Here is a 22,559-nt window from a genome sequence, read left to right as displayed (position 1 = left end):
AGATTTAATCGCTAATAATTGGAAATTTTTTTCTCGGTAATCAGTCGGAATACATAATCTGAGAACAGCAGTCCGATTGCGATAGCACCTGCCAGCATCGTGATTTCCATCAGAATCTCAACAGGCTTATCTGTCTGGTTCAGCATCATTTTCATCGTTGCATCATACGCTAACCCTCCTGGCACGAGAGGTATGATTCCTGGAATCATGAAGAGCATGGCGGGCTCAAGATAGAAGCGGGCCATCGTATGACACATGAGACCAAGCATCAGGCTGCCTAGAAAGTAACCATAGATGTCGGGCATTTTAAAATGATGGATCATCGTTTCGCTTGTCATCCATGCTGCAGCCCCCACGCATCCTGACAGGACAAAGAGTCGTCTCGGACTGTCAAACAATACCGCAAAGCAATAGGATGCGATGAAGCTGAAGATGAAGTTAAGTAATATATCCATGATCACCTCCTAAAATATATAGTCCATAGTAGCTACACCTGCCCGATAGCAAAGGAAGTAACGGCTGCTTCCAGTCCTTTAGTCAGAGCCATCATCAGGTTGCCGGCCAGTAGGTCCTGCAGAGAGTTAGTGATCAGAACGCCCGGGACAATCGGCATAACAGCAGCAATAAGGGTCACAGAGAGTTCAGGATCAGTTAGGCCATGGTTCATCGCGATAACGATGAAGGCAATGAGCAATGCACCTATAAATTCCGGAATAAAGAGACTCTGTACTATTGATGCCACACGTTCTTTCACAAAAAAACCGGCTGCCGCTGCAATCATAGCAGTCGCGATATTCTGCATATCGCCACTCTGCAGATAAAGAAAGCTGAGTCCGACTAAAGCACTTGCCACTGCTTTATAGTGTGCCGGATAACTTTCTGACTGATCTTGTATCACCTTGAGCTTTTCAAGTGCTTCTTCCACTGTGAGTTGATCACTTGTGATCTGATGAGCGACGGCGTTGACTCTCGAGACTTTTATCAGATTCGTATTACGCGCTGTCACACGCTTGACTCTAGGATAAGTCAGATCATGCAGGCTGAAGTTAATCACCGTGTTGGTGACGAAACTGTTGCAGTCGGCATAACCGAAATGACGGGCAATCTGATTCATCGTCTGTTCTATTCTGTAGCCCCCTGCCCCGGACTCGAGCAGGATTTCTCCCGCCAGAATAATCACATCCTTCAAATATTCCTCGTGTTTATTGATGTTCAACTCAATCGCTCCTCATTGCTTTTCTTATGCCTTCATACCCGTTCCTTTGTAAATGGACACATCAATCATGAAGATTGTACTGACAGACGAATGATAAGCTTTAATGATAAGAGATGCAGAGTAAAATCGGATTAAATATTTATATGTAAAAACTGCTTGTTCTTTCAATAAAAGGGTATATGATAAATGACAAAGAGAACTTGCAGGCCTATCAGCACAACTATAAGAACCGCAAATAAAAAGACTGCCGGGGCAGTCTTTTTATATTAATATCTTCTATTGCCCTCTATTTTATACATCCCATCCACCCGTAATTCCTGCAGATGCTGTCCGGTCAGTTGATCAATATGTATCTTTTCAATGTGACTGACGACCATCGGATAACGATTGCTGTTTAAGCCATTGGTGACTTCAATGGTATCATACCGGTTCTCTTTGAGGTGATTTCTACAGAGAGCGACCACTTGATTGAATTCATTTAATCCAAGTTCATAGTAGAGTTCATATTGAAATTCATAGCGGTTTTCTGTTGTTTTCCACTTATACTCAGAGACCTTACTGCCGTATTGTTTTAAGTCATCAGGCAGCTTAGTTTTAGCGCCGATATATAGATAATGTGTCATAAATCCTCCAAAAAAACAGCCTCTATTAATAGAGACTGTTACTTCATTAGCTTTGATAAGTATCGTTGTAGTAATAACGCTCATTCTTCTTCGGATCCTCGCCGTATTTATTCGGTCCTGGTTTGCCGTCAAGTATTGTGAAGACGAGGAAGACGATGCCTACAATCACGGCCACTAATATTGCGACACCTGCCATGATCAGCAGTGTACTTACTTCCGCCCCACCCAGCATAAACAGGGAAAGCGCGCCGAGAATCAGTCCGATTATAGTGACTACACCCCCTAAATGCGGCACAAGCGCCCACCAGCCGTTGATATTGATATCCTGCAGTCTTCTTGCCATCACTGTGAAGCTTGGTATGAGAAGAATCAGTGACCAGATGCCGTTCGCTACGTCTGAGGGTTTCGTCAGGGAGACATCCGCCATCTGATCATCTGCCAGTATATCGCTGCCGTAGCCCAGTGCCATATCCACAAAGGCAAAGATGATACCTAGGGCGAGTGAAATCAAAGTGTTGAATAGCACCGGTACCCAGTATTCCTTCCGTCTCGCGCGTCCACGCATCTTGAAGGCATTCTGCCAAAATCTTTTGTAAGCTTCCATCCATGTCATATTACATCTCTCCTTGGTATAAATAGCGTTCATCTTTCTTCGGATCATCGCCGTATTTGTTCGGTCGCGGATTACTGTCTAAGACGCTGAAGACAAAGAAGACGATAGACATGATAACGAGTGTGATACCGGCGATTGTGCTGGTCGTTAATGCTGTCGTCAGTCTGTCAGGGTCACTTAAGTATTCTTCGACACCCGGTATCATCAGTATCGCAATCATTGTGCCGAGTGCGATATACCAGCCGAATATAGGCAGTATGGCCCACCAGCCGCTGATATTGATGTCCTGCAGTCTTCTTGCGGTCACTGTGAATGTCGGAATCAGTATAAGGAGCAGCCAGATCAGATTGCCGTAATTGATGATGGCTTCACCGTCCATAGCAACTGCAAACCGCTTCGCTCCGCCGCTCATCGTGAAGAACAGTTCGATGATTTGTCCGATAACCGTATTCACCAGCTGCGGAATCCAGTATTCCTTCCGTCTTGCCCGTCCACGCATCTTGAAGGCATTCTGCCAAAATCTTTTGTAAGCTTCTATCCATGTCATCCTTTATCTCACCTCTTTTTCATCATAACATACTCAAATTTCCAGTTACCTTAAATTTTCCTTAAATATTGTAAAATAAAAATTCAGGACATCACATCCTGGACGCTGTTATTTCTTATAGTAATGTCGTGTAAAAAATTTACCTTCTAAGCCGAGCTTGTGATAGTACTTAGCCATCTGTCTCGCATTATGATGGGCCCACATCACATCTGTCGCATACTGGTGCCTGCCCGGGTCAACCGGATTGAAGCGCATCGAATATAAGGTGTACTGATTATCGCGTGACAGATATTCCCTGGCGATGAACTGGGCCCCGCCTTTGATCGCTTTCTCAGGTGTATCCCATCCTTGCTGCTGTGCATATTTCGCACCTTCTGCGACTGCATCATGATCAAAAGCACCGACACCGAAGAAGTTATAGTAAGTCTTGCCGTCCGGATCCAGCTGCCCCTTATCATTCACTTTCAGCCCTTTTGCGAGTTCACTGGCCCCTTTCCCTGTCTCCAGCTGGGCATGGCTGATCAGGTAAATCTCATTGAGATCTGATTGACGGGCAGCCTCACGGAATGCGTCCCCCTGCCCTTCCAGTATGCCTTTCCCTTTGAGCAGTTCATCCAGCTTGCCCGCACTGATCCCTTGCGGCTTGCGCAGGTTCAGGAACTGATACTTCTGCTCTGAATGTTGATAATAGGGTTCAGGTCGCAAGTAGCGAGCTATCTGTGAACGCGTCGCCTTCGACCACTTCACGCCATCAGACGCCACAGCATTGGCATGCATCTGACGCTGTAAGGCCTGTCGGTAAGTATAGCCGACCACGACATGCTGATCCCTGAATTTCTCTTCCTGTGCTTCCTTCGATATGAGATAAATCAGATAAATAGCCAGTGCCATAAGCAGTAAAATACAGACAAGAATCAATTTATTACGCATCTCAAGACGTTTGATAGAAGTTCTGTTAGCCGCCAAAATTAACCTCCTGAATTCAGTCTTTTCTATCATACCCAAAAAAGCCCATAAAAAAAACCGAACCCCATAAAGAGTTCGGCTGAAAGAAGAGATGATTAGTGGACGTCAATATCTACTTTAATACCATATAACGGACTTGTAGTGTCATACACTGACGGGCCAGCAAAACCAAGAAGAACTGCCAATGTTGAGAAAGTTAAAAGTGCTTTTGAAAGATTTTTTTTCATAGTATATTCCTCCGCTTTATAAAAGATTATATTGTGTTAATTCTTGCTCATATAAATCAATTAAAACTGTATTGTTTTTCATCTTTGCAAGACCATAGCCTACACTGCATAAGTCACGATCTTTTTGTGAAATGATATTCATTTCTTGTTTTGCACCGCTTGCAAGATAAATCATATTATCGAGCAAGAAAAGGACATTATGCTTAATACAGATTTCAATACCTTCGTTAGCAATATCGAGGCAATCCTCAAATTTATCTTCAGACATTAAAAAAGTTGCATATTGATAATAAATTTTCGCAGCTGCCTCATTATATAAATGATTTTCATTTATAATATATCTTGCTTTTCGAATATGAGTTTCTGCCTTTTCAGGTTCTTTAGATTTTCTATAGAAAATCGCTAAAGAGTTATGGATACTTGCTTCAAGCTCATTATCCTGATGCTTGATCGGATTTTCCAGTAATTCTTCAAGCATCTTGATGGCAATCTCTAAATCTGGCTTCGTATAGCCTGCACATACGGCTTTGACCCACGTCAGATAGCGATGCTCGTATTCGGTCAGCACTGTCTGCAGCTGGGCGTCGACGAAGACTTCAAGTGTCTCAAATTCTTTCGATTCTAAATAATCTTCACATATTTTCTTGCCGCGTATCGTATTATTGACAGGTTCCACACCAAAGAAATAATCCATACTGACATTCAGTCGACGCGCTATTTGATAGAGTGTTTCTGAACTCGGCATAATTTCATTTTTCTCGATTCTACTGACCTGACTTTGTGTACAGATATTTTTAGCAAGATCGGCTTGTGTCATTCTGAGTTCTTTTCTGCGACCGAGAACTTTATCTCCGATCTTTGATGCCAAGTTCATCATCCTTTCTCTTGTTATTTATTTAAATATATCATTTGCATATTGACTATGCAATATGTAATAGTCAGAAAATTGAATTTTCCATATAAAAACTCCCTCATTTGAGGGAGTCTGTCTTTAGAGGATAGCTAGGCCGCTTGTCTTGATGTCTTTCGCGAAGCCTTTGACTGTGTCTACTGATAATTCGTTGATATCACGGCCGATGTTCGGCAGTTTCTTCACGACGTCACCTGGGCAGGTGATGATATCACAGCCGATCTCATCTGCCTGAATGACATTATACAGTTCACGGCAGCTTGCCCAGAGTAGTTTGACGCCTGCTTTACTGTGGCAGACTTCCACCGCTTCTTTCATGAGCGGCATTGGATCGACGCCGGTGTCAGCGATTCGTCCTGCGAAGACTGATACATAAGTCGGCACGCCTTCTTTTACAGCGTCGACGATTTCTTTCACCTGTTCGATGGTATAGACCGCAGTGACGTTTAACTGAACATTTTCAGCTGATAGTTCTTTGATTAACGGGATAAGGGATTCACCTTGTGTATTGACAACCGGAATCTTGACGAAAACATTCTTGCCGTAGTTCATCAGAATTTCTGCTTCTTTACGCATGGTCTCCATATCATCAGCGAACACTTCGAATGAGATAGATGCATCCGGAATGGCTTTGACTGCATCCTCAGCGAACTGTTTGTAGTCCTTGATGCCTGCTTTCGCCATTAAGGATGGGTTAGTTGTAAAACCATCTACTTCTTTATTCTGATAGGCTGATTTCATCTGTTCAATATCTGCGCCATCTGCAAATACTTCTACCTTTAAGTCTCTCATCTTCATTTCCTCCTAGCACTTTAGTCAACCTCACTATAAAGCTTCTAAAATACAAATACAAGCAAGATGCTATATGCTAAAATAAGCCTATACTAATTTTTCAGAGGAGTATGAATATGAAGCAATCACGTCGCTATTTCATGATATCTGTTGTCCTGGTCGTTCTGAGTATGCTGCTCAGCGTGAAGAATCCCCTGCTCAGTCAGCTCTTCGGTTCAGTGACTTCAATCATTCTGTTTTCAGGTCTGGTCAATGCCATTCTATTGATTATCAGTGTCATCATGCTCGACCGTTATATGAAGCGTCCTGAAGCGACATTTCAGTCCGCAGCTAAGATCTGGCAGTTCGTCATCCTGGCTGTCATTATTTATCACTTGATCAGCGGCATGCTGCTGTTCGGTATTATTTAAGATTGTACAGGTGTACAGTCTTTTTTGATGGAGGTTCGGCATGAAATATCTATATGTAGGTGTTTTCGCATTTATTGGTGCTACTCTTCGCTACAGCCTGACACTGCTCATGGGCGATACTTCTTATCTGGGGACGCTGACTGTCAACCTTATAGGTGCATTTCTACTCGCATTTTCAGCCAGTTATCCCTTTGACAATCAGAATCTTAAAGTCGGCCTGACTTCAGGGATGCTCGGCAGTTTCACGACCTTCTCCACTTTCAGCGCGGATAGTATCCATCTGCTGGAAACTCAGCTGTCACTAGGCTTATGCTATATCACCTTGACGATGGCGGGCGGCCTCCTGCTGAGTTATCTCGGTCTGACATCTGGGAGGCGACTGTTTTGCTGATGGTCGGTCTGGGTGCTGTATTCGGCGCCGTCATACGTGTCTATCTCAGTCAGTTCAACGGCCGTTTTCCGTGGATGACCTTACTGATCAATACAGCAGGGTCATTGGTGCTCGGTCTTCTCTCGCACTTGGATACCGTCTATCTCTTCTTCGGCACCGGTATGATGGGTGGTTTCACGACATTTTCGACCTTTGCCCTGGAAAGTGTGCAGCTGTTTGACAAGGACCGGCTGAAGTCTATTCAATATATTGCCCTCTCCGTCAGCCTGCCGCTGCTCGCTTATCTGATGGGCTGGCTGATCTGATTATTTTTATTTTCTCTGAGAATCAGGCTATATCATTCCCCAATACGGGTAGAGATTATAAACAGAGTGAAAGGATGAGAAGCATGGCTGAAGATCAGACAGAGAAGACCCTCCGAGAATTGGATGAACATATTGAGGAGACCGGCATCAAATATAGAGATACACAGGGACAGACCAAAGAAGCAGCGCCGGGTGTCGTGCAGAGCGGCGCAGACAGCATCAAGACGACGCCTAGTGTCAACGGCGACAAATAAAAATGTCGAGTATCGTAACGATACTCGACATTTTTTTAGTGGCCGTTATATTCAGCTGGATCCGGCCCGTTACGGCGGTCTTCATTCAGCTGATCCAGTTCATAGAGGTCTTCTTCAGTCAGTTCGAAGTCAAAGACATTCAAGTTCTCTTCGATCCGGCTCGGTGTCACTGATTTCGGAATGATCACGACATCCTTTTCAATGTTCCAGCGGATGATGATCTGAGCCGGTGACTTGCCGTGTTTCTCGGCGATATCCATGACCACTTCATTGGCCAGAATCTCACCGTTCATCAGTGGCGACCATGATTCCGCGACAATGAACTTCTCTTTCAGATAGCCACGCAGCACCCGCTGATTCAGGTAAGGTGTGAACTCCACCTGGTTGATGACCGGTTTCACAGATGCCTCTTCCAGTAAGCGCTCCAGATGTTCGACGTTGAAGTTGCTGACACCGATATTACGTACTTTGCCGTCGTTATATAGTTTCTCGAGGCCCTTCCAGCTGTCAATATAGAGCTGGGTATCCTGTCCCGGCCAGTGCAGCAGATAAAGATCGACATAATCGAGGCCGAGGCGGTCCAGTGATGCCTGATAGGCAGCCTGTGCCTCTTCGTAGCCGTAGTCATCCAGCCATAGTTTAGTCGTGATGAATAAGTCAGCGCGGCTGATACCCGCCGCTTCTATACCCTGACGGATACCTTCACCCACTGACTGCTCGTTATCATAGATACGAGCTGTATCGATGCTTCTATAACCTGATACAATGGCATGCTTGACTGCTTCTACCAGCTCCTGACCTTCTTCGATACGGAAAGTACCGAGGCCGACCTTCGGCATCGTATTGCCATTATGAAATGTGACTGTCTGTTCCATCTTCCAACACTCCTTCATTCATGATTAATCATCTATACCCCTTCAGGGCCGCTATTAAAACAAGGAGGTCATCAAGACCCCCTTGTCTACGGGTTCAACCGTTCTATTTCATCCAGCATATGCGCCAGTTCCTCTACAGAATACTGGAAGCGGCCATGGAAAACGTATTTCTCGAAGAATGTTTCCAGCTCGTCTTCACCGACGATGACCTTGACATTCTTATCACGAGAATAATTATCCATTGTTCCTGCATCATGTCCCTCTTTATTGAAATACATGATAGGGGTCACCGGATATTGCAGGTGCAATGTCTCCTGCAGCAGCTCGGCATGACGCTTCAAGTCCGCGATATTCTGATTCAGCGATTTGAAGTAGACGACGTCACGGTCGGCATCACGTTCCATCGCGATAGTGTGTTCGATATATTTATCCAGGTCAAGCAGACTGAAGACGTGCTCGAACATCGGATCCACTGAAAACTGTGACTGATCCACGCCGTGATAAATATGCCCTTTCCAGTAATAAGACTCGAGCAGATAAACGCCGGTGCGTGTCATGACGAGATGAGCGAGTCGTTCTGTCCGCTTTAAATCACGGCCAGGCAGGAAGATATTAGCCAGCACATGCATATCTTCCGGACGGATGCGTTCATTGCGCACGAGACGATCCTTCAGCTGGATTAATGTGAAGTCAGTCAGATATTCTCCGCCGTCTTTTGTCAGCAGCTTCAGACTGTCAATCTGTGTCGCCTTCTCCGACAGCTGATGATTCAGGTCTTGACGTTCAGCGTCGAAGGCTTCCGCCTGCGCTGCCTGTTCTTTAGCAGCCTGTTCTTCAAGCGACGCGGCTAATGACCGGCGCTCTGATTCATGACGTGCTGCCAGCTCTTCCTGTTCACGTTTACGTTTTGCGTTTGACATCAGCCAGAGCACAAGAAATACAAGTGCCAGTACAGCAAGTGCAATCAGCCCATAATGCAGGGGTGTTAATTCAGATAAGTTCATAGATCTTCTCCTTCTTTATTGTCTTATTCATATTATAAAGAAGTTCAGCGGGAAGTTCAGTAATTTTCATAGATAAATGAGCAGAGACTTGCACATAAAAACTGCTTTCATCATTAAAAAGTTATTTTTACACTGGACCAATCTACTCATTTCACAAAAATAGACAGGAAGCCTCTGCTCCCTGTCTTTATAATCGTCTATTATTTCGCTAAAGCCGCTTTCAGTGCCTCTGCTTTATCTGTCTGTTCCCAAGGCAGTTCAACGTCTGTACGACCGAAATGGCCGTATGCTGCTGTCTGCTTGTAGATCGGGCGACGCAGGTCAAGCATCTTGATGATACCTGCCGGGCGTAAGTCGAATGTGCTGCGGACTGCTTCCACCAGTTCTACTTCAGAATAGTCACTTGTACCGAACGTATCCACTGAGATTGAAACCGGATGTGCGACCCCGATTGCATAGGCAAGCTGAACTTCCGCTTTATCTGCAAGGCCGGCTGCTACGATGTTCTTCGCAACGTAACGTGCTGCGTATGCGCCTGAACGGTCAACTTTCGTTGCATCCTTACCAGAGAATGCACCGCCACCGTGACGCGCATAGCCACCGTAAGTATCCACAATGATCTTACGGCCTGTTAAACCGGCATCCCCTTGCGGTCCACCGATAACGAAACGGCCAGTCGGGTTGATGAAGTACTTCGTTTCCTCATCGATTAATTCAGCCGGCACAACCGGTTTGATGACATGTTCTTTAATGTCAGCCTGAATCTGCTCAAGCTCGATTTTCTCGTGGTGCTGAGAAGAGATGACGATAGTATCCACACGTTTAGGCTTGTTGTTCTCATCATACTCAACCGTCACCTGTGTCTTACCGTCCGGACGTAAGTAGTCAAGCGTACCGTTCTTACGTACTTCTGTTAAGCGGCGTGCAAGTTCGTGTGAAAGTGAAATCGGCAGCGGCATCAAGCTCTCTGTTTCGTTGCAGGCAAAACCAAACATTAAGCCTTGGTCGCCGGCACCGATAGATTCGATGTCTGAATCCGATAAGTCTTCACGGTCTTCAAGCGCACGGTCTACACCTTGTGCGATGTCAGGTGACTGCTCGTCAATCGCTGTCAATACAGCCATCGTCTGATAGTCATAACCGAATTTTGCGCGGGTATAACCGATCTCTTTAACTGTTTCACGCACGACTTTCGGGATATCAACGTAAGTAGAAGTCGTGATTTCACCGGCGATCAGTGCCATACCTGTCGTCACTGATGTCTCACATGCCACACGTGCTTTTGGGTCTCCTGTCAAAATGGCGTCTAAAATTGCGTCAGAAATCTGGTCCGCAATTTTATCCGGGTGTCCTTCTGTTACTGATTCAGAAGTAAATAATTTACGATCTGCCATAGATAATTCTCCTTTTATATATATGATTACGGTTCAATCCATAGAAAAAAGCCTTTCCCTACAGTTAAGAGAGAAAGGCTCGACAATACAAGTCCATTCACTCTTATCGTTCAGATGAGATCTGCAAACGGTTTGGCACCTTACTTAAAAGGTTGCTGGGCTTCAAAGGGTCCATGTCCCTCCACCACTCTGGATAAGAGAATCCGCAAGTAAGATAATACTAAACTTTGTGTAAACCGTCAACATGTTTAACTTAAGACTCAAAATGTACTATTTTTATGAATTTTCTAACATTAAATATGTGAGATGGCATATGATTTTCATTATGCTATACTAATGAGTGAAAATGCTTACATCAGCATATCAATCATCTAATGGGGGATTATTAAATGAATGAAAATTACGCGGCAGAAATCAATCAGCTGCTGGAAAAACCGTCTACACTGAAACAGTTATCACGTACACAGTTAATCAACGAAATTATTCAGAATAACGAAGGGGAACTGACTGAGTCAGGCGCCATCCGCACTGAAACCGGTAAATATACAGGCCGTTCACCGAAAGACCGTTTCATCGTGCGTGAAGCAGAGACGGAAGATAAGATCGACTGGGGTGCTGTCAACCAGCCGATTGAAGAGGAAGTCTTCCTGAAGTTAGTCAATAAAGTGCTGAACTATTTAAATGACAAGGAAAAAGTCTATGTCTTCAACGGCTATGCCGGCGCAAGTAAAGCCTCACAGTTAAAATTACAGGTTATCAACGAACTCGCTTGGCATAATATGTTTGCCCGTACCATGTTCATCCGTCCTGAAACAAAAGAGGAAGGCCTGGCTATTGATCCTGAATTCACGATCATCTCTGCCCCTCACTTCAAGGCAGACCCAGCAGTAGATGGCACAAAATCAGAAACCTTCATCATTACAAGCTTCAAACATAAGATCATCCTGATCGGCGGAACTGAATATGCCGGCGAAATGAAAAAAGGGATCTTCGGTGTCATGAACTACTACCTGCCGGTGCAAGGCATCATGAGTATGCACTGTTCAGCGAACGTCGGTGAGAATAAGGACGTTGCTCTCTTCTTCGGTTTATCAGGTACTGGTAAAACCACATTATCAGCAGACCCACAGCGTAAACTGATCGGTGACGATGAGCACGGCTGGAACGATGAAGGGGTCTTCAATATCGAAGGCGGCTGCTATGCGAAGACGATTGATCTGACGCGTGAGAAAGAACCGCAGATCTACGATGCCATCCGTTACGGCGCTATCCTTGAGAACGTCAAAGTGGAAGAAGACGGGACACCTGACTATTCTGATAAATCTCTGACAGAAAACACACGTGCCGCTTATCCAATTGATAACATCGACAATATCGTCCTGCCATCTTATGCGGGTCACGCGAAGACGATTATCTTCTTAACAGCAGATGCATTCGGTGTACTTCCTCCAATCTCTAAATTAACCAAAGAACAATCGCTGTATCACTTCTTAAGTGGCTTCACATCTAAACTTGCCGGAACAGAACGCGGCGTCACAAGCCCGCAGCCGGTATTCTCAACATGTTTCGGTTCACCGTTCTTACCACTGCATGCCACTGTATATGCGAACATGTTAGGTGACCTGATTGACAAGCATGGCGTCAAAGTCTACTTGGTCAACACAGGCTGGACAGGCGGCGAATACGGCGTCGGCAGCCGGATGAACCTGAAATATACACGTTCCATGATCCGTCGTGCCATCAGCGGCGGCCTTGAAGATGTGGAATATGTCCAGGATGATATCTTCGGCTTAAACATTCCGAAGTCAGTGCCTGGTGTTCCTTCTGAGCTGCTCCTGCCTCGTAACACATGGGTATCAGATGATGCCTATGACGAGACAGCTACAAAACTGGCGAAAATGTTCCAGGAGAACTTCAAGCAGTTCGAATCACCGGAAATCGAAGAAAAAGGCGGCTTCAAATACCGCGGATAATATAGATAACCCCCTTCACTGTAATGGTCAGTGAAAGGGGTTTTTTATAGCAAGTATTCCGAGACTTGGTGCAATTACTTGTTTTTGCACCAGCTTTCCCTCTCTTTTAATGTCTGAAGTTCTTCCCTGTCTTTATCACGCTTTTATTTTAATAACTGTTTCTTTTTTTCTTCTAAGGCTTGAATTTCTTTTTCGTAATTCATATTTGTCATGGTATATCCTCCTGATGTTTATCGTTATCCTTATTATGCCACTCGTTTTTATGTGATAAAAAGAATAAGGTGAGCCACCTAGAAGAAATAAAAGTAATTCGATATAATGAGTAAGCCGTCTTCACTTCCATAGGCGAGATCTTATGGAAGGAGGTGGATAACTATGGAAATCTTAATTGTTAACGTAATTGCGCCATTGTATGTTGGCGTAGCCCTTGCGTTGTTTTCTCACTGGTTAGATCAACGCAAGGATTAAGACGGCATACTAGCACCTAAAAACCCCCTAACTGTTCCAGCAGTCAGGGGGTTCGGTGTTTCTATGGAAATCTTAATTGTTAAGTACATTATATCTTATTCAGTTTTCTTTGTAAAACTAATCAAGTACATAGATATACTTTACAGCATGTTTAAAAATCGTGATTTCTCGTCCATCTTCTGTTTCGATAATGATCTCATACTGTGGTGCAAATAAATATGTTCCAGTGATAGCTTTTCCGTCAAGAAAAACAACTTTGATTTTCTCACCTCTACGATGATAAAAACCACACTTTCTCTTTGTTAATGACGGTATTAAATCATGCTAGAAGACTAAATATAGAATTAGAAAAAGTAGATAATGCATTAGTTATAAATGATGAACAAGCATTAAAAATAGGAGAAAGCATCAACAATCAAAAACCATTAAATGAGAAAATAAATCTAAAAATGATTTTTGATATGGATAATCAAGAAGGTGAACAGCCTACTCAAAAAGAAGAAGCTAAAGATAAAAAACTTCAGGACGATATTATCAATCTCTTAAAGCAGCAGTTAAATGATAAAGAAAAGCAAATATCTTTCTTAGAAAATCAAATGAATGTTAAGGATGTACAAATCAATAAGTTAAATGAAACTTTAGACAATCAGCAAAAATTATTACATAATCAGCAAGCATTAGCGTTGGAAAGCAACGATAGAATAAAGGCGCTTGAAGTTAAACTTAAAGAAAATGACAAAAGACAGGATAAAGACGGCAAAGATCAGCTATACGTGGAGACAGAAACTCAAAGAGCTGACATGAAAGAGAACAAAGTCGATGATTTCTATAAAGATTTAAGGGAAGACGCTCCCAAAGGATTCTTCAGCAAGTTCTTTAAGAGGTGATCCAATGTAACACAATATAAATTATGTTACATGACAAACCCCGTAAACACAGGGGTTTATTTTTATGCCTGAAATAATGTATCATAATGATATCAATGCATACATTATACGTATCATATAGGAGTGATTTTGATGAATAGCGTGGAACCAATTCGAGACGTGAAAAAGATACAGGAGATGAAAGAGGCACTCGCTTATTATGGATCAGAACGAGACGTTTTTTTATTTAATCTCGGCATTAACTGTGGTCTAAGAGTGAGTGACATGTTGGGACTGAAGAAAAAAGACATTAAGGACTATACGATTAAACTCCGAGAACAGAAAACCCGTAAACAGAAACAAATCCCCCTTTATCATCTAAAGGAGGATATTGATCGTTATATTCAGTTCCTAGAGGACGAAGATTATCTGTTTAAAAGCAATAAACTCGATTCTGATGGGAATGATAAACCGATCAGTCGTGTACAGGCCTATCGAATCCTCAATCATTCAGCTAAGGCGATCGGATTAAATGAAATTGGCACACACTCGATGCGTAAGACCTTTGGTTACCGTTACTACAAGAAGACAAGGGATGTGGCTTTGTTGATGGATCTATTCAATCACTCTTCGCAGTCTGTGACACTTAGATACATTGGGATTAATCAAGAAGTAATAAATGATTCAATTAGTATTACTATGAAAAACATTTTTTCATAGTATATTAAATTGTAAAATCGTACAGCTTAAAATAATATATCAAATTAGTAATTATATTAAAACGTTCATACGCTAACTTTATTATTTTTTATTTTAAAAAACCAAATGATAGAAAAAAATAAAAATAATGTACTTAAAATAATATGATAAACGCTAGGAGCAATAGTGAATAAGATAATCAATAGAATTGAAAAATATACTATACTTATTATACTAATTATTAAGTGAGTAGTGAAAAACCTTTCTTTATAATCAAAAAGTAGGTTATTTGAAAAAATCCATATTCCTAAAGCAATTAATAATGTAAAAGCCGTATGGTAATCTTTGTCAATAAAGTTTGTGATGATAAAATACAATATAGTGAGTAATATAAAGAATTGGATTAGCAATTTGAAGTTTTTCATCTTTATACCTCCTTATTAATATCTATTCCATCCCGTAAGTAAAGTGTAACGGTAGCATCCACTATTATAATAATATTGCCAACCATATTCATAGTAGAAACGTACACCGCTGTATCCAGCAAGGTATAATTTAGTTCCGATCCATGCAGCAAGTAATCCTGCCCCTACGTAATAACCAACGGTTGTTGAGATTGCTCCTATAACATATGTGGCAACTCCAGCACTAATTGTATAAGTATCGGAAGACAAAGAGGCAATCTTACTTTTAGAAACATTGACATATCCAGTTTTAGTTGAACCACAACCATCAGATGGTACAACTTTTTCTGGCACGCTCGAAGAAAGAGTATTTAATGATATTTCAGGAGAATTTATTAATAGATTTGGAGAAGTTTCTACAACTTCAATTTTTAAATCTTTAATTATTTTATCGCCAATCATTTTTTCAACTGTATTTGGTTCAACAGGTGTTGGTACATTAAGTTGTGCTGAAGGCGCATATTCAATTTTTTTTGGAGGATATTCACTTGCTGAAACACTAAAAGATGTGATACTGGCGCAAAGTAAACATAAAGATAGTAACACGATGAAAATTTTTACTTTCATTTTAAAACCTCCCTTATTGTGGTAAAAATACTTCTACTCAAATATTATATTTAAGCAGGGATAGTGTCAATATAATAATTTTAAAATTCAGAAAATTTTGTTGTATAAAAAACTATAGTTGCATATTTTCACTTATCAACTGGATAATTAAGACAAATTAAAAAGACCGGCAGGAATGAAAGAAGCTACCAACTTCTTTCAGACCTCATGATTACGTTATCTACACTAACGTAATCATGATTTTACCGATCAATCTAACTATATAGTTGTGAAGCGAGTATGGGTCGCTTTATACACACATTATATAGTGGAAGAGGTAAAACTTCAATAGACTTGGCTCAAATCGAGAAAAAAGTGGATGGAAGAGAGATTACAGAAGACAGGTAGCGTAAGATCGCTAGCTGTCTTTTTGTTTCCCTCAATTCCATACTGTACTACAAGATTCCGTGTCGTTCATGGCTAAAAAAAACGACGATGGGCTGGAGCCATTGACCAACAAATTCATCCAGCATGTCTACGGGATTTGTCACTTTGACCGTAGGCATATACGGTAGTTTGCATGATTCCACTCTTCTACCACTCGTGAGTCACCCAGGCAGTGACGAGCAGATACAAAAAAGACATGGATAGGGTTTGCCAAAATAGTTAGGGAACATATGGCGTTCAGACGGCTTTACGGTGCATCACAGGCCGTCCGAGAAGTTAGGGACATAATGGACAGCGAATGGCAGAGATAACAAGTGCTATGGCCAGGTGAGAGACCTGATGCAATTACCATCTTTTATCGTTTTCTACAGCAGTCATCCACTCCTGGACTTTCCTTAAAATCTCCCGTTCATGCGGCGGTGTGAAGACATGTCCTTCTTCTTCGTAGATATGTAATTCATAGGGAACATCCAGCTCCTTGAGCCTTTCTTCAAGTATATAAGCATGTTCGATCCCGACCTGTACATCAGCTGTACCGTGAATAATCATAACAGGGGGGCTGTCCGCTCTTACATGGCGATAACCGTTCCGGCTGTCATATGCATCTGGGTTGACGTCGGGCTTGCCGATCAGCCGCTTCATCATACCGCGTAAGTCCGGCCGCTCTTCATACATATAATAAATATCGCTGACCCCGCCCCATATAATGAACGAAGTCGCGCCGACATCCTGATAGGTGAGAAGCCCCTGGATGCCGCCTCTTGAGAAACCAACTAAGTGTATCGGCAACTCGCCGTACTGACTTCTCAGTTCTCTTACCAATGCGCGGACGTCCTCAAGATCCGCACCGCCGAACTCATCTTTGCCCTGGCCTTTTGTGCCGCGGTAATAAGGTCCAATGACCAAGGTCTGATCATTCGCAAACTGCATCAGTCGCACCGGTCTGACCATGCCGACGCCCCCCTTACCACCGCGCAGATAGATGACGATGCGTTCAGGTGCCGGATGGTCAAGAAGCATCGCCGTCACTTCCAGCTCATCAGATGGATAGGTCACCTCATAAAAGCCGCGGTCAAAATAATCCGCAGCTACCCGTGTTTTGCTGAGCCACATACTATCATCTCCCGCACGATATATTGAATACAGTCATCCTGTAGCAGCCGGCTCTGCTCAGATTCCACTACTTCATCCAGTGAACCCACAATGACAGGCCCCTCCGTCTCATGATAATGCACCTGCTCACTGATAGCGGTAATCTCCGCCTTGAAGACGTCTTTAGTGAAAGGGCGCTCAGTCATGACGGTATAGCTCGTGACATATTGCAGACTGCCTGTAGCTCCTGTCTCCTCAAACAGCTCACGGTGCGCCGCTTCTAAAGACGACTCCCCTTTCTCTCTCTTGCCACCCGGGAACTCGATGCCCCGCTCCTTATGCTTCGTCAGCAAAAACTGCTGCCCCATAATCGGAATGATCAAGACATGATGATGCACGGGTTCATCCGTCTTCAGAATCACTGTATTCCCTTCAACATCCTTAAATTCCATCGCCCTACCTCACACTCAGTCTTTTCTTTAGTTTATCATAGTAAGCATGAGAACTGAAAAGTCCATGCAACTGCACTATAATAGATAAAACAACTCTAAAAGGAGCCTGACATGAAACAAATCCTACTCGCCATCATCCGCTTCTACCGCAATTATATCTCACCGATGACCCCGCCGACATGCCGCTTCCATCCGACTTGCTCCCAGTACGGTATGGAGGCCATCGAGACACACGGCGCACTGAAGGGCAGCTACCTGACCACCCTGCGTATCCTGAAATGCCATCCCTTTCATCCAGGCGGCTTCGATCCCGTGCCACCGAAAGAAGATCATAGACATTAAAAACTACTCAATCATTTATATTGAGTGGTTTTGTTATCAGTGCTGTATTCTATTATTTTCTTTCAGTGCCTTAATATTCATGTACATTTTATAGGCAACGAGCGCAACGAAAAAAGAAACACATAAACATAGGATACCCACCACTACACTCCAAGTATTAGGTACTTGTTCACCAATTGCTAAATTAGAGTATGCAGAAAATAAATTCATAGCCAGGAACATAAGTAACATCTTCAGTATATTTGATAAATGTTTAATTCATGACTCATTATCTGAAAACATCTCAAATTTAGGTTCTCCAGGCATATTTTCTTTTCGAAAATAGCCCCAGTTAGACAAAGTGTCGACATGCTCAATATCCATGTCTTCCATAAATTCTCTAAATTCCTCTTTGTTTTGATCCATGAATACCATTCTTACTGTCTCATCTTTTGTAGTTTCTTCAAACATATATTTTCCTAGACCCACTTTCTTCAAACGATATCCTTGCGCTGCCATCTCATTCAACCAGTCTTCTTCCTTCTGATAGTTATGTACTAAAAACCATTTACGCACTACTTTTGTCATCGACTATCACCTCTTAAGAATTTTTCTCCATTCAGACTTAGTTCTTTCAATCTTGAGATCTCTTGTATCAATACTTCTCGTCCTGCTCTTGTCAGTACATATTCCTTCTTACCTTTCGGCCCGTCTTCACTGACCAGTTCAATCCAATCCTTTTTAATCAATGTATTTAATGCACCATATAAAGTACCTGCCGCCATATTAATGCGATTGTTGGAAAGCACTTTGATGTTCTGGATAATGCCATAACCGTGAAGGGGTTCATCCAATGACAATAAAATATAGTAGATACTTTCTGTTAAAGCTGATTGATTATTCATATCGTCACCCTTTATATCGTTAAACTATATATCGTATAACGATATATTAAATCATAATAGTATTTATTGCAAGCAAAAAAACTGACATTTTCATGTCAGTTTTTTCCTTTTTAGCGATGGTTATTGCGCTTTGTTAATAAATAGACAGGTATACCGATAACCATTGCAATCAGTAGTATGCCAAGTGGACTGATCATTCCTAGAATCATTTTGATAGCTCCTTTTCTTTGTTACCTTATGACTTTAAATACTCTGAATTCTTTATCTTTGAAGATAAATTTTTTACCATTCGGACTTTGATTCACTTCATTAGTCACATCAAATTTCTCTACTTCTAATTTTTTTGATATTTTAAACAGCTGGTGCCGATTGTCTTTACTTTCAAGATAATAGGAATCAAATGTCTTCAGGTCTTTTATGGCATTTATAATACTAAAGGCGAAATCAAATAGTGCATCCACCCACTTCATCTTCTCAGACATGTATTTTGTTGCTGTTAATTCAAGGATACTTGCCTGGCTGTCAGTGACTTCCATCACTTTCTGTCTAGATTTATTCATGACGTCTCCTCCAGATCTTTTAGAGCTTTATTATACTTTCTGATGCTATATTCGCCCCAGATATAAGCTATAACCGTGAATATGATCAGCATGATTAAGTAGTCGATGACATATGACAGGATGATATTTGCAGAGATAGACCATTCTTCTGAGAAGATGAAGTAATCCCATTCCTTCTGAATTAACCAGCATCTAATAGTGAGGCTACTATACAGAATGTTGCAAATGCTAAAGACTCAAGAAAATAATGTCTTTTTCTTTTTTGTCTATCTTCTACAGACGCGGATTCAGCTAATGGTTCACCTTGCAGATTTCGAGGCAACATCAAACTTTCGTCTTTTCTGCCAAACCATGCGACCAGTGCCGGAATCATCACGATCAAAATCAGTTCATTTGTAATTCTGTAGATATCACCTGAACTTATATATTGATACAGTGCAGAAAATAAAATCACTAAATAAAGAATTGCAAGTGTAATACCCATCGCTTTTACAATATTGTCCGAGCTTCTTTCATCCATTTTTACTCCTCCTCATAAGAAAATATTTCTTCTATCGTAACGCCGAATACTTTTGCAATATCCCAAGCTAGTTTTAATGAAGGATTGTAATTGCCTCTTTCTAAGTGTCCGATGGTTTCTCTACGTACCCCAACTCTGCTGGCCAGCTCATCTTGTTTCATATCATATCTAGCACGAAATACTCTCAGATTTGTTTTTAGCAATGCAGCCTCCTCCTCAATGATTTTTTGGTTATGTTATATATTTATCACTTTCTGTTATAAATATATAATATAAATAGAGAAATTACAAGTATAATTACAAAATAAAAAAGAACTCACATTTTCATGTCAGTTCTTCTAATTGATTCATATCTACTACCGGGAATGTCATCGTCAGCTTGCCATTCTCCACATGTTCCTCGTAAAGGGCATAGTCGTCTGCAAAATAGGTACCCTGCGGTGTGACGTCCGGAATGGTCTTGAACTCACTCGCTAAGAGCGCTGTGAAGTATTTGCTGAGGCCGTATTCATACATGCCGCCGACGATCACTCGTAAATCGGGTATCGCTTCTTTAATCGCGAGGAGCGGATAGCCGCCGCCGAGCCGTGCATATTTTGCGACGATAGTTTTCACACCGGCTCCGTAATATTTTAGAATTTGATCGATACTTGATGCTGATTCATCTATCGCAAGCGGCAGATGCCGGTTGGCAGCGTAGAGGCTGAAGTCGCTGAACGGCTCCTCAAAATAATCGATGTCATAGGCCAGCAAGCCTTCAAGAGTCGGTACGTCTTCCTCGCCCAGGCTGCCGTTCGCATCTATCACGATCTTGATATCGGCATCACCTGCTCTGACTGACCTGACGTCGTCTAAGACCTGTTCGCTCCACTTGATCTTCACCCGGTTCTGCGGCTTGATATGCTGCCCGCTATGCAGCGTGTATCCTAACGGCACAGTGACTGCCACCCGTTCATTCAGACTCTGCCAGCCGATATAGTCAAAGAGCGCCATCGCATGAGGGGTACGTCGAAACGGTGCCAGTATTGCGCCGAGTGCTGCGTAATCCTGCCATTCGCTTGCTTTAATCTGTTCATATATATACTGGACAGACTGGTAAACCGTCTCTATCGTCTCCTCATGATACCAGTCCGTCTCAAAGGCATTGGATTCCGCAAAGTAAGTGTTACCTTCTACCTCAAGTGATATCACCAGCACTTTTCTCGTCACAAGGTCTGCTTTCACTGTCTTGACCGGATGCTTGAAGGGGGCTTCATAGGTATAGCACTGCAGATTACTGAATTTCATCGAGCAGCCATTCTTTGACGAGGTGTCTGGAAATCTTGCCATTGCTGGTGCGGTGCAGCTGCTTGATGCGTTTATAGAGAACCGGGCGTTTATATTTCGCAATCTCCTGCAGTGTTGCTGTTATCTTCGTGTCCAGGTCGCTGTCACTTTCATAGACAAGCGCCGGCACTTCGCCCCATTTCGCATCGGGCATACCAACAACAGAGCATGCACTGATATCAGGGATACTCAGCAGCAGCTGCTCAATTTCACTCGGATAAATATTTTCGCCGCCTGAAATGATCAGGTCTTTCCGGCGGTCGAGCACATAGAGATAGCCGTTTTTAATCCGGCCGACATCACCTGTCATAAAATAATCCCCGCTGAAAGCTGTGGCGTTCGCCCCTTCAGGATAAAGGTAGCCGTTCATGACATTGTCACCACGCACCAGAATCTCTCCGGCGCCGTTCAGTGGTGCAGCGACTTTGATATCCTCTGTCACCGGACCGACTGAATTCGGATGATTCAGCATATCATCAGGTGAAGCGGTGATAAACTGTGACGCTGTTTCCGTCATGCCGAATGAAGTATAGACCGGCAGATTGCGCTTCAGGCTTTCCTGCAGCGTGCGGTCATTGAGCTTGGCTCCGCCGATCAGCAGCCCTTCAAGTTTGTGCCGCTCGAGCCCCGCCTCCAGCAGCCACTCCAGGGTCTGCGGGACAAGTGAGATATGGGTGATGTCATCTTCTGCTAGTGCCTGGTTGATGGCCGCTGCATCAAATTTATCAAACAGCACCACTGTAAAGCCGTCCATGACGCTTCTGACCAGTACACTGAGCCCTGAAATATGATAGAGCGGCAATGCGAGCAGCCATTTCGTCTCACTGTCGAACGGGAAACTGACCTTACAGCGTTCCGCACTCGCGACATGGTTTCTGAACGTATGCGGCACCGCTTTCTGGACCCCGGTCGTGCCAGAGGTGAACATAATGGACATGATATCCTCCGGCTGATAAGTAGTAGCTGCCGAGGGTTCTGCCGTCCCTTTGAATAACGTCTCCGGCATGATGCAGCTCAGGGAGGTATAGTTGTTATCGGTAATGATAATATCGACTCCGATAGAATCCAGCTGCCGCTTCACTTCCGATTCTGTCAGATGCGTATTGATCAGCACCATCTCTATATGCGCGAGCACAATCGCGTGCATGATAATGACGGAAGTCAGCTGATTGGCCGGCTGCACTGCGATTCGACCGGGCAGCTCCATTTCAAGCAGCTGATCTTTCACAGCGCTTGCCTGTTCATATAATTCGGCAAAGGTCAGTGTGCTCTCATTGAACTTTACTGCAATGTGGTCCGGACGTTCTGCTGCTTGTTTAACTAAATTATGTTGCACTGACCGACTCTCCTTTTACTTTAAAATACGCGCATGCTTTGAAAGCAGACGCGTAAA

The 22,559-nt window shown here is 43.0% G+C and carries 32 protein-coding genes and 1 riboswitch; of the genes, 9 read left to right on the top strand and 23 right to left on the bottom strand.

What is annotated here, in order from left to right; all coding sequences use genetic code 11:
- Window positions 1-11: 11 nt before the first annotated feature.
- From ERX55_RS05670 to ERX55_RS05635, 9 genes are all read right to left on the bottom strand, one after another.
- Window positions 12-455 carry a threonine/serine exporter family protein gene (locus ERX55_RS05670; RefSeq protein WP_133451605.1) on the bottom strand — a complete coding sequence of 148 codons (444 nt, stop codon included), beginning with the start codon at window positions 453-455 and terminating at the stop codon, window positions 12-14.
- Between the two features lie 32 nt (window positions 456-487).
- Complete coding sequence (locus ERX55_RS05665) at window positions 488-1,216, bottom strand: threonine/serine exporter family protein (protein WP_243721463.1); 729 nt, start codon at window positions 1,214-1,216, stop codon at window positions 488-490.
- Between the two features lie 266 nt (window positions 1,217-1,482).
- Window positions 1,483-1,839 carry a hypothetical protein gene (locus ERX55_RS05660; RefSeq protein ID WP_133451603.1) on the bottom strand — a complete coding sequence of 119 codons (357 nt, stop codon included), beginning with the start codon at window positions 1,837-1,839 and terminating at the stop codon, window positions 1,483-1,485.
- Window positions 1,840-1,885: 46 nt separating this feature from the next.
- Complete coding sequence (locus ERX55_RS05655) at window positions 1,886-2,452, bottom strand: DUF805 domain-containing protein (RefSeq protein WP_165983718.1); 567 nt, start codon at window positions 2,450-2,452, stop codon at window positions 1,886-1,888.
- A 1-nt stretch (window position 2,453) separates the two neighbouring features.
- Entirely contained in the window at window positions 2,454-2,999 is a 546-nt protein-coding gene (locus ERX55_RS05650) for a DUF805 domain-containing protein (protein WP_133451601.1), read from the bottom strand.
- Between the two features lie 108 nt (window positions 3,000-3,107).
- A complete protein-coding gene (locus tag ERX55_RS05645; protein WP_165983717.1) occupies window positions 3,108-3,965 on the bottom strand; it encodes an N-acetylglucosaminidase in 858 nt (285 codons plus the stop codon).
- A gap of 95 nt (window positions 3,966-4,060) precedes the next feature.
- On the bottom strand, window positions 4,061-4,192 hold the full coding sequence (locus tag ERX55_RS11620; RefSeq protein WP_279512554.1) for a hypothetical protein: 132 nt from the start codon (window positions 4,190-4,192) through the stop codon (window positions 4,061-4,063).
- Between the two features lie 16 nt (window positions 4,193-4,208).
- Window positions 4,209-5,066: a helix-turn-helix domain-containing protein gene (locus ERX55_RS05640; protein ID WP_165983716.1), complete on the bottom strand. Its 858-nt coding sequence runs from the start codon at window positions 5,064-5,066 to the stop codon at window positions 4,209-4,211.
- Between the two features lie 117 nt (window positions 5,067-5,183).
- A complete protein-coding gene (locus ERX55_RS05635; protein WP_133451598.1) occupies window positions 5,184-5,894 on the bottom strand; it encodes a transaldolase in 711 nt (236 codons plus the stop codon).
- Window positions 5,895-6,010: 116 nt separating this feature from the next.
- On the opposite strand from ERX55_RS05635, the gene ERX55_RS05630 reads away from it, so the two are divergent.
- From ERX55_RS05630 to ERX55_RS11400, 4 genes are all read left to right on the top strand, one after another.
- Window positions 6,011-6,304: a hypothetical protein gene (locus tag ERX55_RS05630; RefSeq protein WP_133451597.1), complete on the top strand. Its 294-nt coding sequence runs from the start codon at window positions 6,011-6,013 to the stop codon at window positions 6,302-6,304.
- A gap of 40 nt (window positions 6,305-6,344) precedes the next feature.
- Window positions 6,345-6,695 carry a fluoride efflux transporter FluC gene (locus tag ERX55_RS05625; RefSeq protein ID WP_133451596.1) on the top strand — a complete coding sequence of 117 codons (351 nt, stop codon included), beginning with the start codon at window positions 6,345-6,347 and terminating at the stop codon, window positions 6,693-6,695.
- The gene (locus ERX55_RS05620) at window positions 6,695-7,000 is read left to right on the top strand and encodes a fluoride efflux transporter FluC (protein ID WP_243721466.1); all 306 of its coding nucleotides are present in this window, start codon (window positions 6,695-6,697) and stop codon (window positions 6,998-7,000) included. Before ERX55_RS05625 ends, ERX55_RS05620 begins: the two co-directional genes overlap by 1 nt.
- 83 nt (window positions 7,001-7,083) lie before the next feature.
- On the top strand, window positions 7,084-7,254 hold the full coding sequence (locus tag ERX55_RS11400; RefSeq protein ID WP_165983715.1) for a hypothetical protein: 171 nt from the start codon (window positions 7,084-7,086) through the stop codon (window positions 7,252-7,254).
- Between the two features lie 35 nt (window positions 7,255-7,289).
- Here the strand turns inward: ERX55_RS11400 and ERX55_RS05615 are convergent, their stop codons facing one another.
- The 3 genes from ERX55_RS05615 to metK all read right to left on the bottom strand — a co-directional run bounded on the left by ERX55_RS05615 (window position 7,290) and on the right by metK (window position 10,527).
- The gene (locus tag ERX55_RS05615) at window positions 7,290-8,129 is read right to left on the bottom strand and encodes an aldo/keto reductase (protein ID WP_133451594.1); all 840 of its coding nucleotides are present in this window, start codon (window positions 8,127-8,129) and stop codon (window positions 7,290-7,292) included.
- Between the two features lie 86 nt (window positions 8,130-8,215).
- Window positions 8,216-9,133, bottom strand: a complete 918-nt coding sequence (locus ERX55_RS05610) for a nuclease-related domain-containing protein (protein ID WP_133451593.1) — start codon at window positions 9,131-9,133, stop codon at window positions 8,216-8,218.
- A 200-nt stretch (window positions 9,134-9,333) separates the two neighbouring features.
- Window positions 9,334-10,527 carry a methionine adenosyltransferase gene (gene metK / locus ERX55_RS05605; protein WP_133451592.1) on the bottom strand — a complete coding sequence of 398 codons (1,194 nt, stop codon included), beginning with the start codon at window positions 10,525-10,527 and terminating at the stop codon, window positions 9,334-9,336.
- Between the two features lie 100 nt (window positions 10,528-10,627).
- A riboswitch (SAM riboswitch) is annotated at window positions 10,628-10,727 on the bottom strand.
- A gap of 189 nt (window positions 10,728-10,916) precedes the next feature.
- On the opposite strand from metK, the gene pckA reads away from it, so the two are divergent.
- From pckA to ERX55_RS05585, 4 genes are all read left to right on the top strand, one after another.
- Entirely contained in the window at window positions 10,917-12,500 is a 1,584-nt protein-coding gene (pckA, locus tag ERX55_RS05600) for a phosphoenolpyruvate carboxykinase (ATP) (RefSeq protein WP_133451591.1), read from the top strand.
- A 375-nt stretch (window positions 12,501-12,875) separates the two neighbouring features.
- Window positions 12,876-12,968, top strand: coding sequence for a type I toxin-antitoxin system Fst family toxin (locus ERX55_RS05595; protein ID WP_133451590.1), 93 nt, complete (start codon window positions 12,876-12,878; stop codon window positions 12,966-12,968).
- 305 nt (window positions 12,969-13,273) lie between these two features.
- Window positions 13,274-13,855, top strand: a complete 582-nt coding sequence (locus ERX55_RS05590; RefSeq protein ID WP_133451589.1) for a DUF536 domain-containing protein — start codon at window positions 13,274-13,276, stop codon at window positions 13,853-13,855.
- A 132-nt stretch (window positions 13,856-13,987) separates the two neighbouring features.
- Complete coding sequence (locus tag ERX55_RS05585; protein ID WP_133451588.1) at window positions 13,988-14,554, top strand: tyrosine-type recombinase/integrase; 567 nt, start codon at window positions 13,988-13,990, stop codon at window positions 14,552-14,554.
- A 65-nt stretch (window positions 14,555-14,619) separates the two neighbouring features.
- Here ERX55_RS05585 and ERX55_RS05580 read toward each other — a convergent pair whose 3' ends face one another.
- The 4 genes from ERX55_RS05580 to ERX55_RS05565 all read right to left on the bottom strand — a co-directional run bounded on the left by ERX55_RS05580 (window position 14,620) and on the right by ERX55_RS05565 (window position 17,534).
- Window positions 14,620-14,958, bottom strand: coding sequence for a hypothetical protein (locus ERX55_RS05580; RefSeq protein ID WP_133451587.1), 339 nt, complete (start codon window positions 14,956-14,958; stop codon window positions 14,620-14,622).
- A 15-nt stretch (window positions 14,959-14,973) separates the two neighbouring features.
- Entirely contained in the window at window positions 14,974-15,564 is a 591-nt protein-coding gene (locus ERX55_RS05575) for a hypothetical protein (RefSeq protein ID WP_133451586.1), read from the bottom strand.
- Between the two features lie 771 nt (window positions 15,565-16,335).
- Window positions 16,336-17,103 (bottom strand): alpha/beta hydrolase family protein, encoded by a 768-nt coding sequence (locus ERX55_RS05570; RefSeq protein WP_133451585.1) that lies wholly within the window; start codon window positions 17,101-17,103, stop codon window positions 16,336-16,338.
- Window positions 17,079-17,534: an NUDIX domain-containing protein gene (locus tag ERX55_RS05565; RefSeq protein ID WP_133451584.1), complete on the bottom strand. Its 456-nt coding sequence runs from the start codon at window positions 17,532-17,534 to the stop codon at window positions 17,079-17,081. Before ERX55_RS05565 ends, ERX55_RS05570 begins: the two co-directional genes overlap by 25 nt.
- A 111-nt stretch (window positions 17,535-17,645) precedes the next feature.
- Between ERX55_RS05565 and yidD the strand changes: the two genes are divergently transcribed.
- Complete coding sequence (yidD, locus tag ERX55_RS05560) at window positions 17,646-17,876, top strand: membrane protein insertion efficiency factor YidD (RefSeq protein WP_133451583.1); 231 nt, start codon at window positions 17,646-17,648, stop codon at window positions 17,874-17,876.
- 258 nt (window positions 17,877-18,134) lie between these two features.
- Here yidD and ERX55_RS05555 read toward each other — a convergent pair whose 3' ends face one another.
- From ERX55_RS05555 to menE, 7 genes are all read right to left on the bottom strand, one after another.
- Window positions 18,135-18,443 carry a DUF2812 domain-containing protein gene (locus ERX55_RS05555; RefSeq protein ID WP_133451582.1) on the bottom strand — a complete coding sequence of 103 codons (309 nt, stop codon included), beginning with the start codon at window positions 18,441-18,443 and terminating at the stop codon, window positions 18,135-18,137.
- On the bottom strand, window positions 18,440-18,760 hold the full coding sequence (locus ERX55_RS05550; protein ID WP_133431282.1) for a PadR family transcriptional regulator: 321 nt from the start codon (window positions 18,758-18,760) through the stop codon (window positions 18,440-18,442). The genes ERX55_RS05555 and ERX55_RS05550 overlap by 4 nt, the downstream gene beginning before the upstream one ends.
- A 230-nt stretch (window positions 18,761-18,990) precedes the next feature.
- Window positions 18,991-19,320 carry a hypothetical protein gene (locus ERX55_RS05545; RefSeq protein ID WP_133451581.1) on the bottom strand — a complete coding sequence of 110 codons (330 nt, stop codon included), beginning with the start codon at window positions 19,318-19,320 and terminating at the stop codon, window positions 18,991-18,993.
- Window positions 19,321-19,501: 181 nt separating this feature from the next.
- The gene (locus ERX55_RS05540) at window positions 19,502-19,840 is read right to left on the bottom strand and encodes a hypothetical protein (RefSeq protein WP_133451580.1); all 339 of its coding nucleotides are present in this window, start codon (window positions 19,838-19,840) and stop codon (window positions 19,502-19,504) included.
- A gap of 2 nt (window positions 19,841-19,842) precedes the next feature.
- Entirely contained in the window at window positions 19,843-20,043 is a 201-nt protein-coding gene (locus ERX55_RS05535; RefSeq protein WP_133451579.1) for a helix-turn-helix transcriptional regulator, read from the bottom strand.
- A 121-nt stretch (window positions 20,044-20,164) separates the two neighbouring features.
- The gene (locus ERX55_RS05530; RefSeq protein WP_165983713.1) at window positions 20,165-21,127 is read right to left on the bottom strand and encodes an enolase C-terminal domain-like protein; all 963 of its coding nucleotides are present in this window, start codon (window positions 21,125-21,127) and stop codon (window positions 20,165-20,167) included.
- Window positions 21,114-22,502 carry an o-succinylbenzoate--CoA ligase gene (menE, locus tag ERX55_RS05525; protein ID WP_133451577.1) on the bottom strand — a complete coding sequence of 463 codons (1,389 nt, stop codon included), beginning with the start codon at window positions 22,500-22,502 and terminating at the stop codon, window positions 21,114-21,116. Before menE ends, ERX55_RS05530 begins: the two co-directional genes overlap by 14 nt.
- Window positions 22,503-22,559 lie beyond the last annotated feature (57 nt).

Origin of the sequence: Macrococcus bovicus, assembly GCF_004359575.1 — a bacterium.
GTDB classification, from domain to species: Bacteria; Bacillota; Bacilli; order Staphylococcales; family Staphylococcaceae; genus Macrococcus; species Macrococcus bovicus.
The sequence above is the reverse complement of the archived record's forward strand: the minus strand, read 5'-3'. Positions and strand labels throughout refer to the sequence as shown.

Coding starts and splice junctions, on each gene's coding strand:
- ERX55_RS05670 (WP_133451605.1), bottom strand. CDS start 455: ATGGATATATTACTTAACTTCATCTTCAGCTTCATCGCATCCTATTGC.
- ERX55_RS05660 (WP_133451603.1), bottom strand. CDS start 1,839: ATGACACATTATCTATATATCGGCGCTAAAACTAAGCTGCCTGATGAC.
- ERX55_RS05655 (WP_165983718.1), bottom strand. CDS start 2,452: ATGACATGGATGGAAGCTTACAAAAGATTTTGGCAGAATGCCTTCAAG.
- ERX55_RS05650 (WP_133451601.1), bottom strand. CDS start 2,999: ATGACATGGATAGAAGCTTACAAAAGATTTTGGCAGAATGCCTTCAAG.
- ERX55_RS11620 (WP_279512554.1), bottom strand. CDS start 4,192: ATGAAAAAAAATCTTTCAAAAGCACTTTTAACTTTCTCAACATTGGCA.
- ERX55_RS05640 (WP_165983716.1), bottom strand. CDS start 5,066: ATGAACTTGGCATCAAAGATCGGAGATAAAGTTCTCGGTCGCAGAAAA.
- ERX55_RS05635 (WP_133451598.1), bottom strand. CDS start 5,894: ATGAGAGACTTAAAGGTAGAAGTATTTGCAGATGGCGCAGATATTGAA.
- ERX55_RS05630 (WP_133451597.1), top strand. CDS start 6,011: ATGAAGCAATCACGTCGCTATTTCATGATATCTGTTGTCCTGGTCGTT.
- ERX55_RS05625 (WP_133451596.1), top strand. CDS start 6,345: ATGAAATATCTATATGTAGGTGTTTTCGCATTTATTGGTGCTACTCTT.
- ERX55_RS05620 (WP_243721466.1), top strand. CDS start 6,695: ATGGTCGGTCTGGGTGCTGTATTCGGCGCCGTCATACGTGTCTATCTC.
- ERX55_RS11400 (WP_165983715.1), top strand. CDS start 7,084: ATGGCTGAAGATCAGACAGAGAAGACCCTCCGAGAATTGGATGAACAT.
- ERX55_RS05615 (WP_133451594.1), bottom strand. CDS start 8,129: ATGGAACAGACAGTCACATTTCATAATGGCAATACGATGCCGAAGGTC.
- ERX55_RS05610 (WP_133451593.1), bottom strand. CDS start 9,133: ATGAACTTATCTGAATTAACACCCCTGCATTATGGGCTGATTGCACTT.
- metK (WP_133451592.1), bottom strand. CDS start 10,527: ATGGCAGATCGTAAATTATTTACTTCTGAATCAGTAACAGAAGGACAC.
- pckA (WP_133451591.1), top strand. CDS start 10,917: ATGAATGAAAATTACGCGGCAGAAATCAATCAGCTGCTGGAAAAACCG.
- ERX55_RS05595 (WP_133451590.1), top strand. CDS start 12,876: ATGGAAATCTTAATTGTTAACGTAATTGCGCCATTGTATGTTGGCGTA.
- ERX55_RS05590 (WP_133451589.1), top strand. CDS start 13,274: ATGACGGTATTAAATCATGCTAGAAGACTAAATATAGAATTAGAAAAA.
- ERX55_RS05585 (WP_133451588.1), top strand. CDS start 13,988: ATGAATAGCGTGGAACCAATTCGAGACGTGAAAAAGATACAGGAGATG.
- ERX55_RS05580 (WP_133451587.1), bottom strand. CDS start 14,958: ATGAAAAACTTCAAATTGCTAATCCAATTCTTTATATTACTCACTATA.
- ERX55_RS05575 (WP_133451586.1), bottom strand. CDS start 15,564: ATGAAAGTAAAAATTTTCATCGTGTTACTATCTTTATGTTTACTTTGC.
- ERX55_RS05570 (WP_133451585.1), bottom strand. CDS start 17,103: ATGTGGCTCAGCAAAACACGGGTAGCTGCGGATTATTTTGACCGCGGC.
- ERX55_RS05565 (WP_133451584.1), bottom strand. CDS start 17,534: ATGGAATTTAAGGATGTTGAAGGGAATACAGTGATTCTGAAGACGGAT.
- yidD (WP_133451583.1), top strand. CDS start 17,646: ATGAAACAAATCCTACTCGCCATCATCCGCTTCTACCGCAATTATATC.
- ERX55_RS05555 (WP_133451582.1), bottom strand. CDS start 18,443: ATGACAAAAGTAGTGCGTAAATGGTTTTTAGTACATAACTATCAGAAG.
- ERX55_RS05550 (WP_133431282.1), bottom strand. CDS start 18,760: ATGAATAATCAATCAGCTTTAACAGAAAGTATCTACTATATTTTATTG.
- ERX55_RS05545 (WP_133451581.1), bottom strand. CDS start 19,320: ATGAATAAATCTAGACAGAAAGTGATGGAAGTCACTGACAGCCAGGCA.
- ERX55_RS05540 (WP_133451580.1), bottom strand. CDS start 19,840: ATGGATGAAAGAAGCTCGGACAATATTGTAAAAGCGATGGGTATTACA.
- ERX55_RS05530 (WP_165983713.1), bottom strand. CDS start 21,127: ATGAAATTCAGTAATCTGCAGTGCTATACCTATGAAGCCCCCTTCAAG.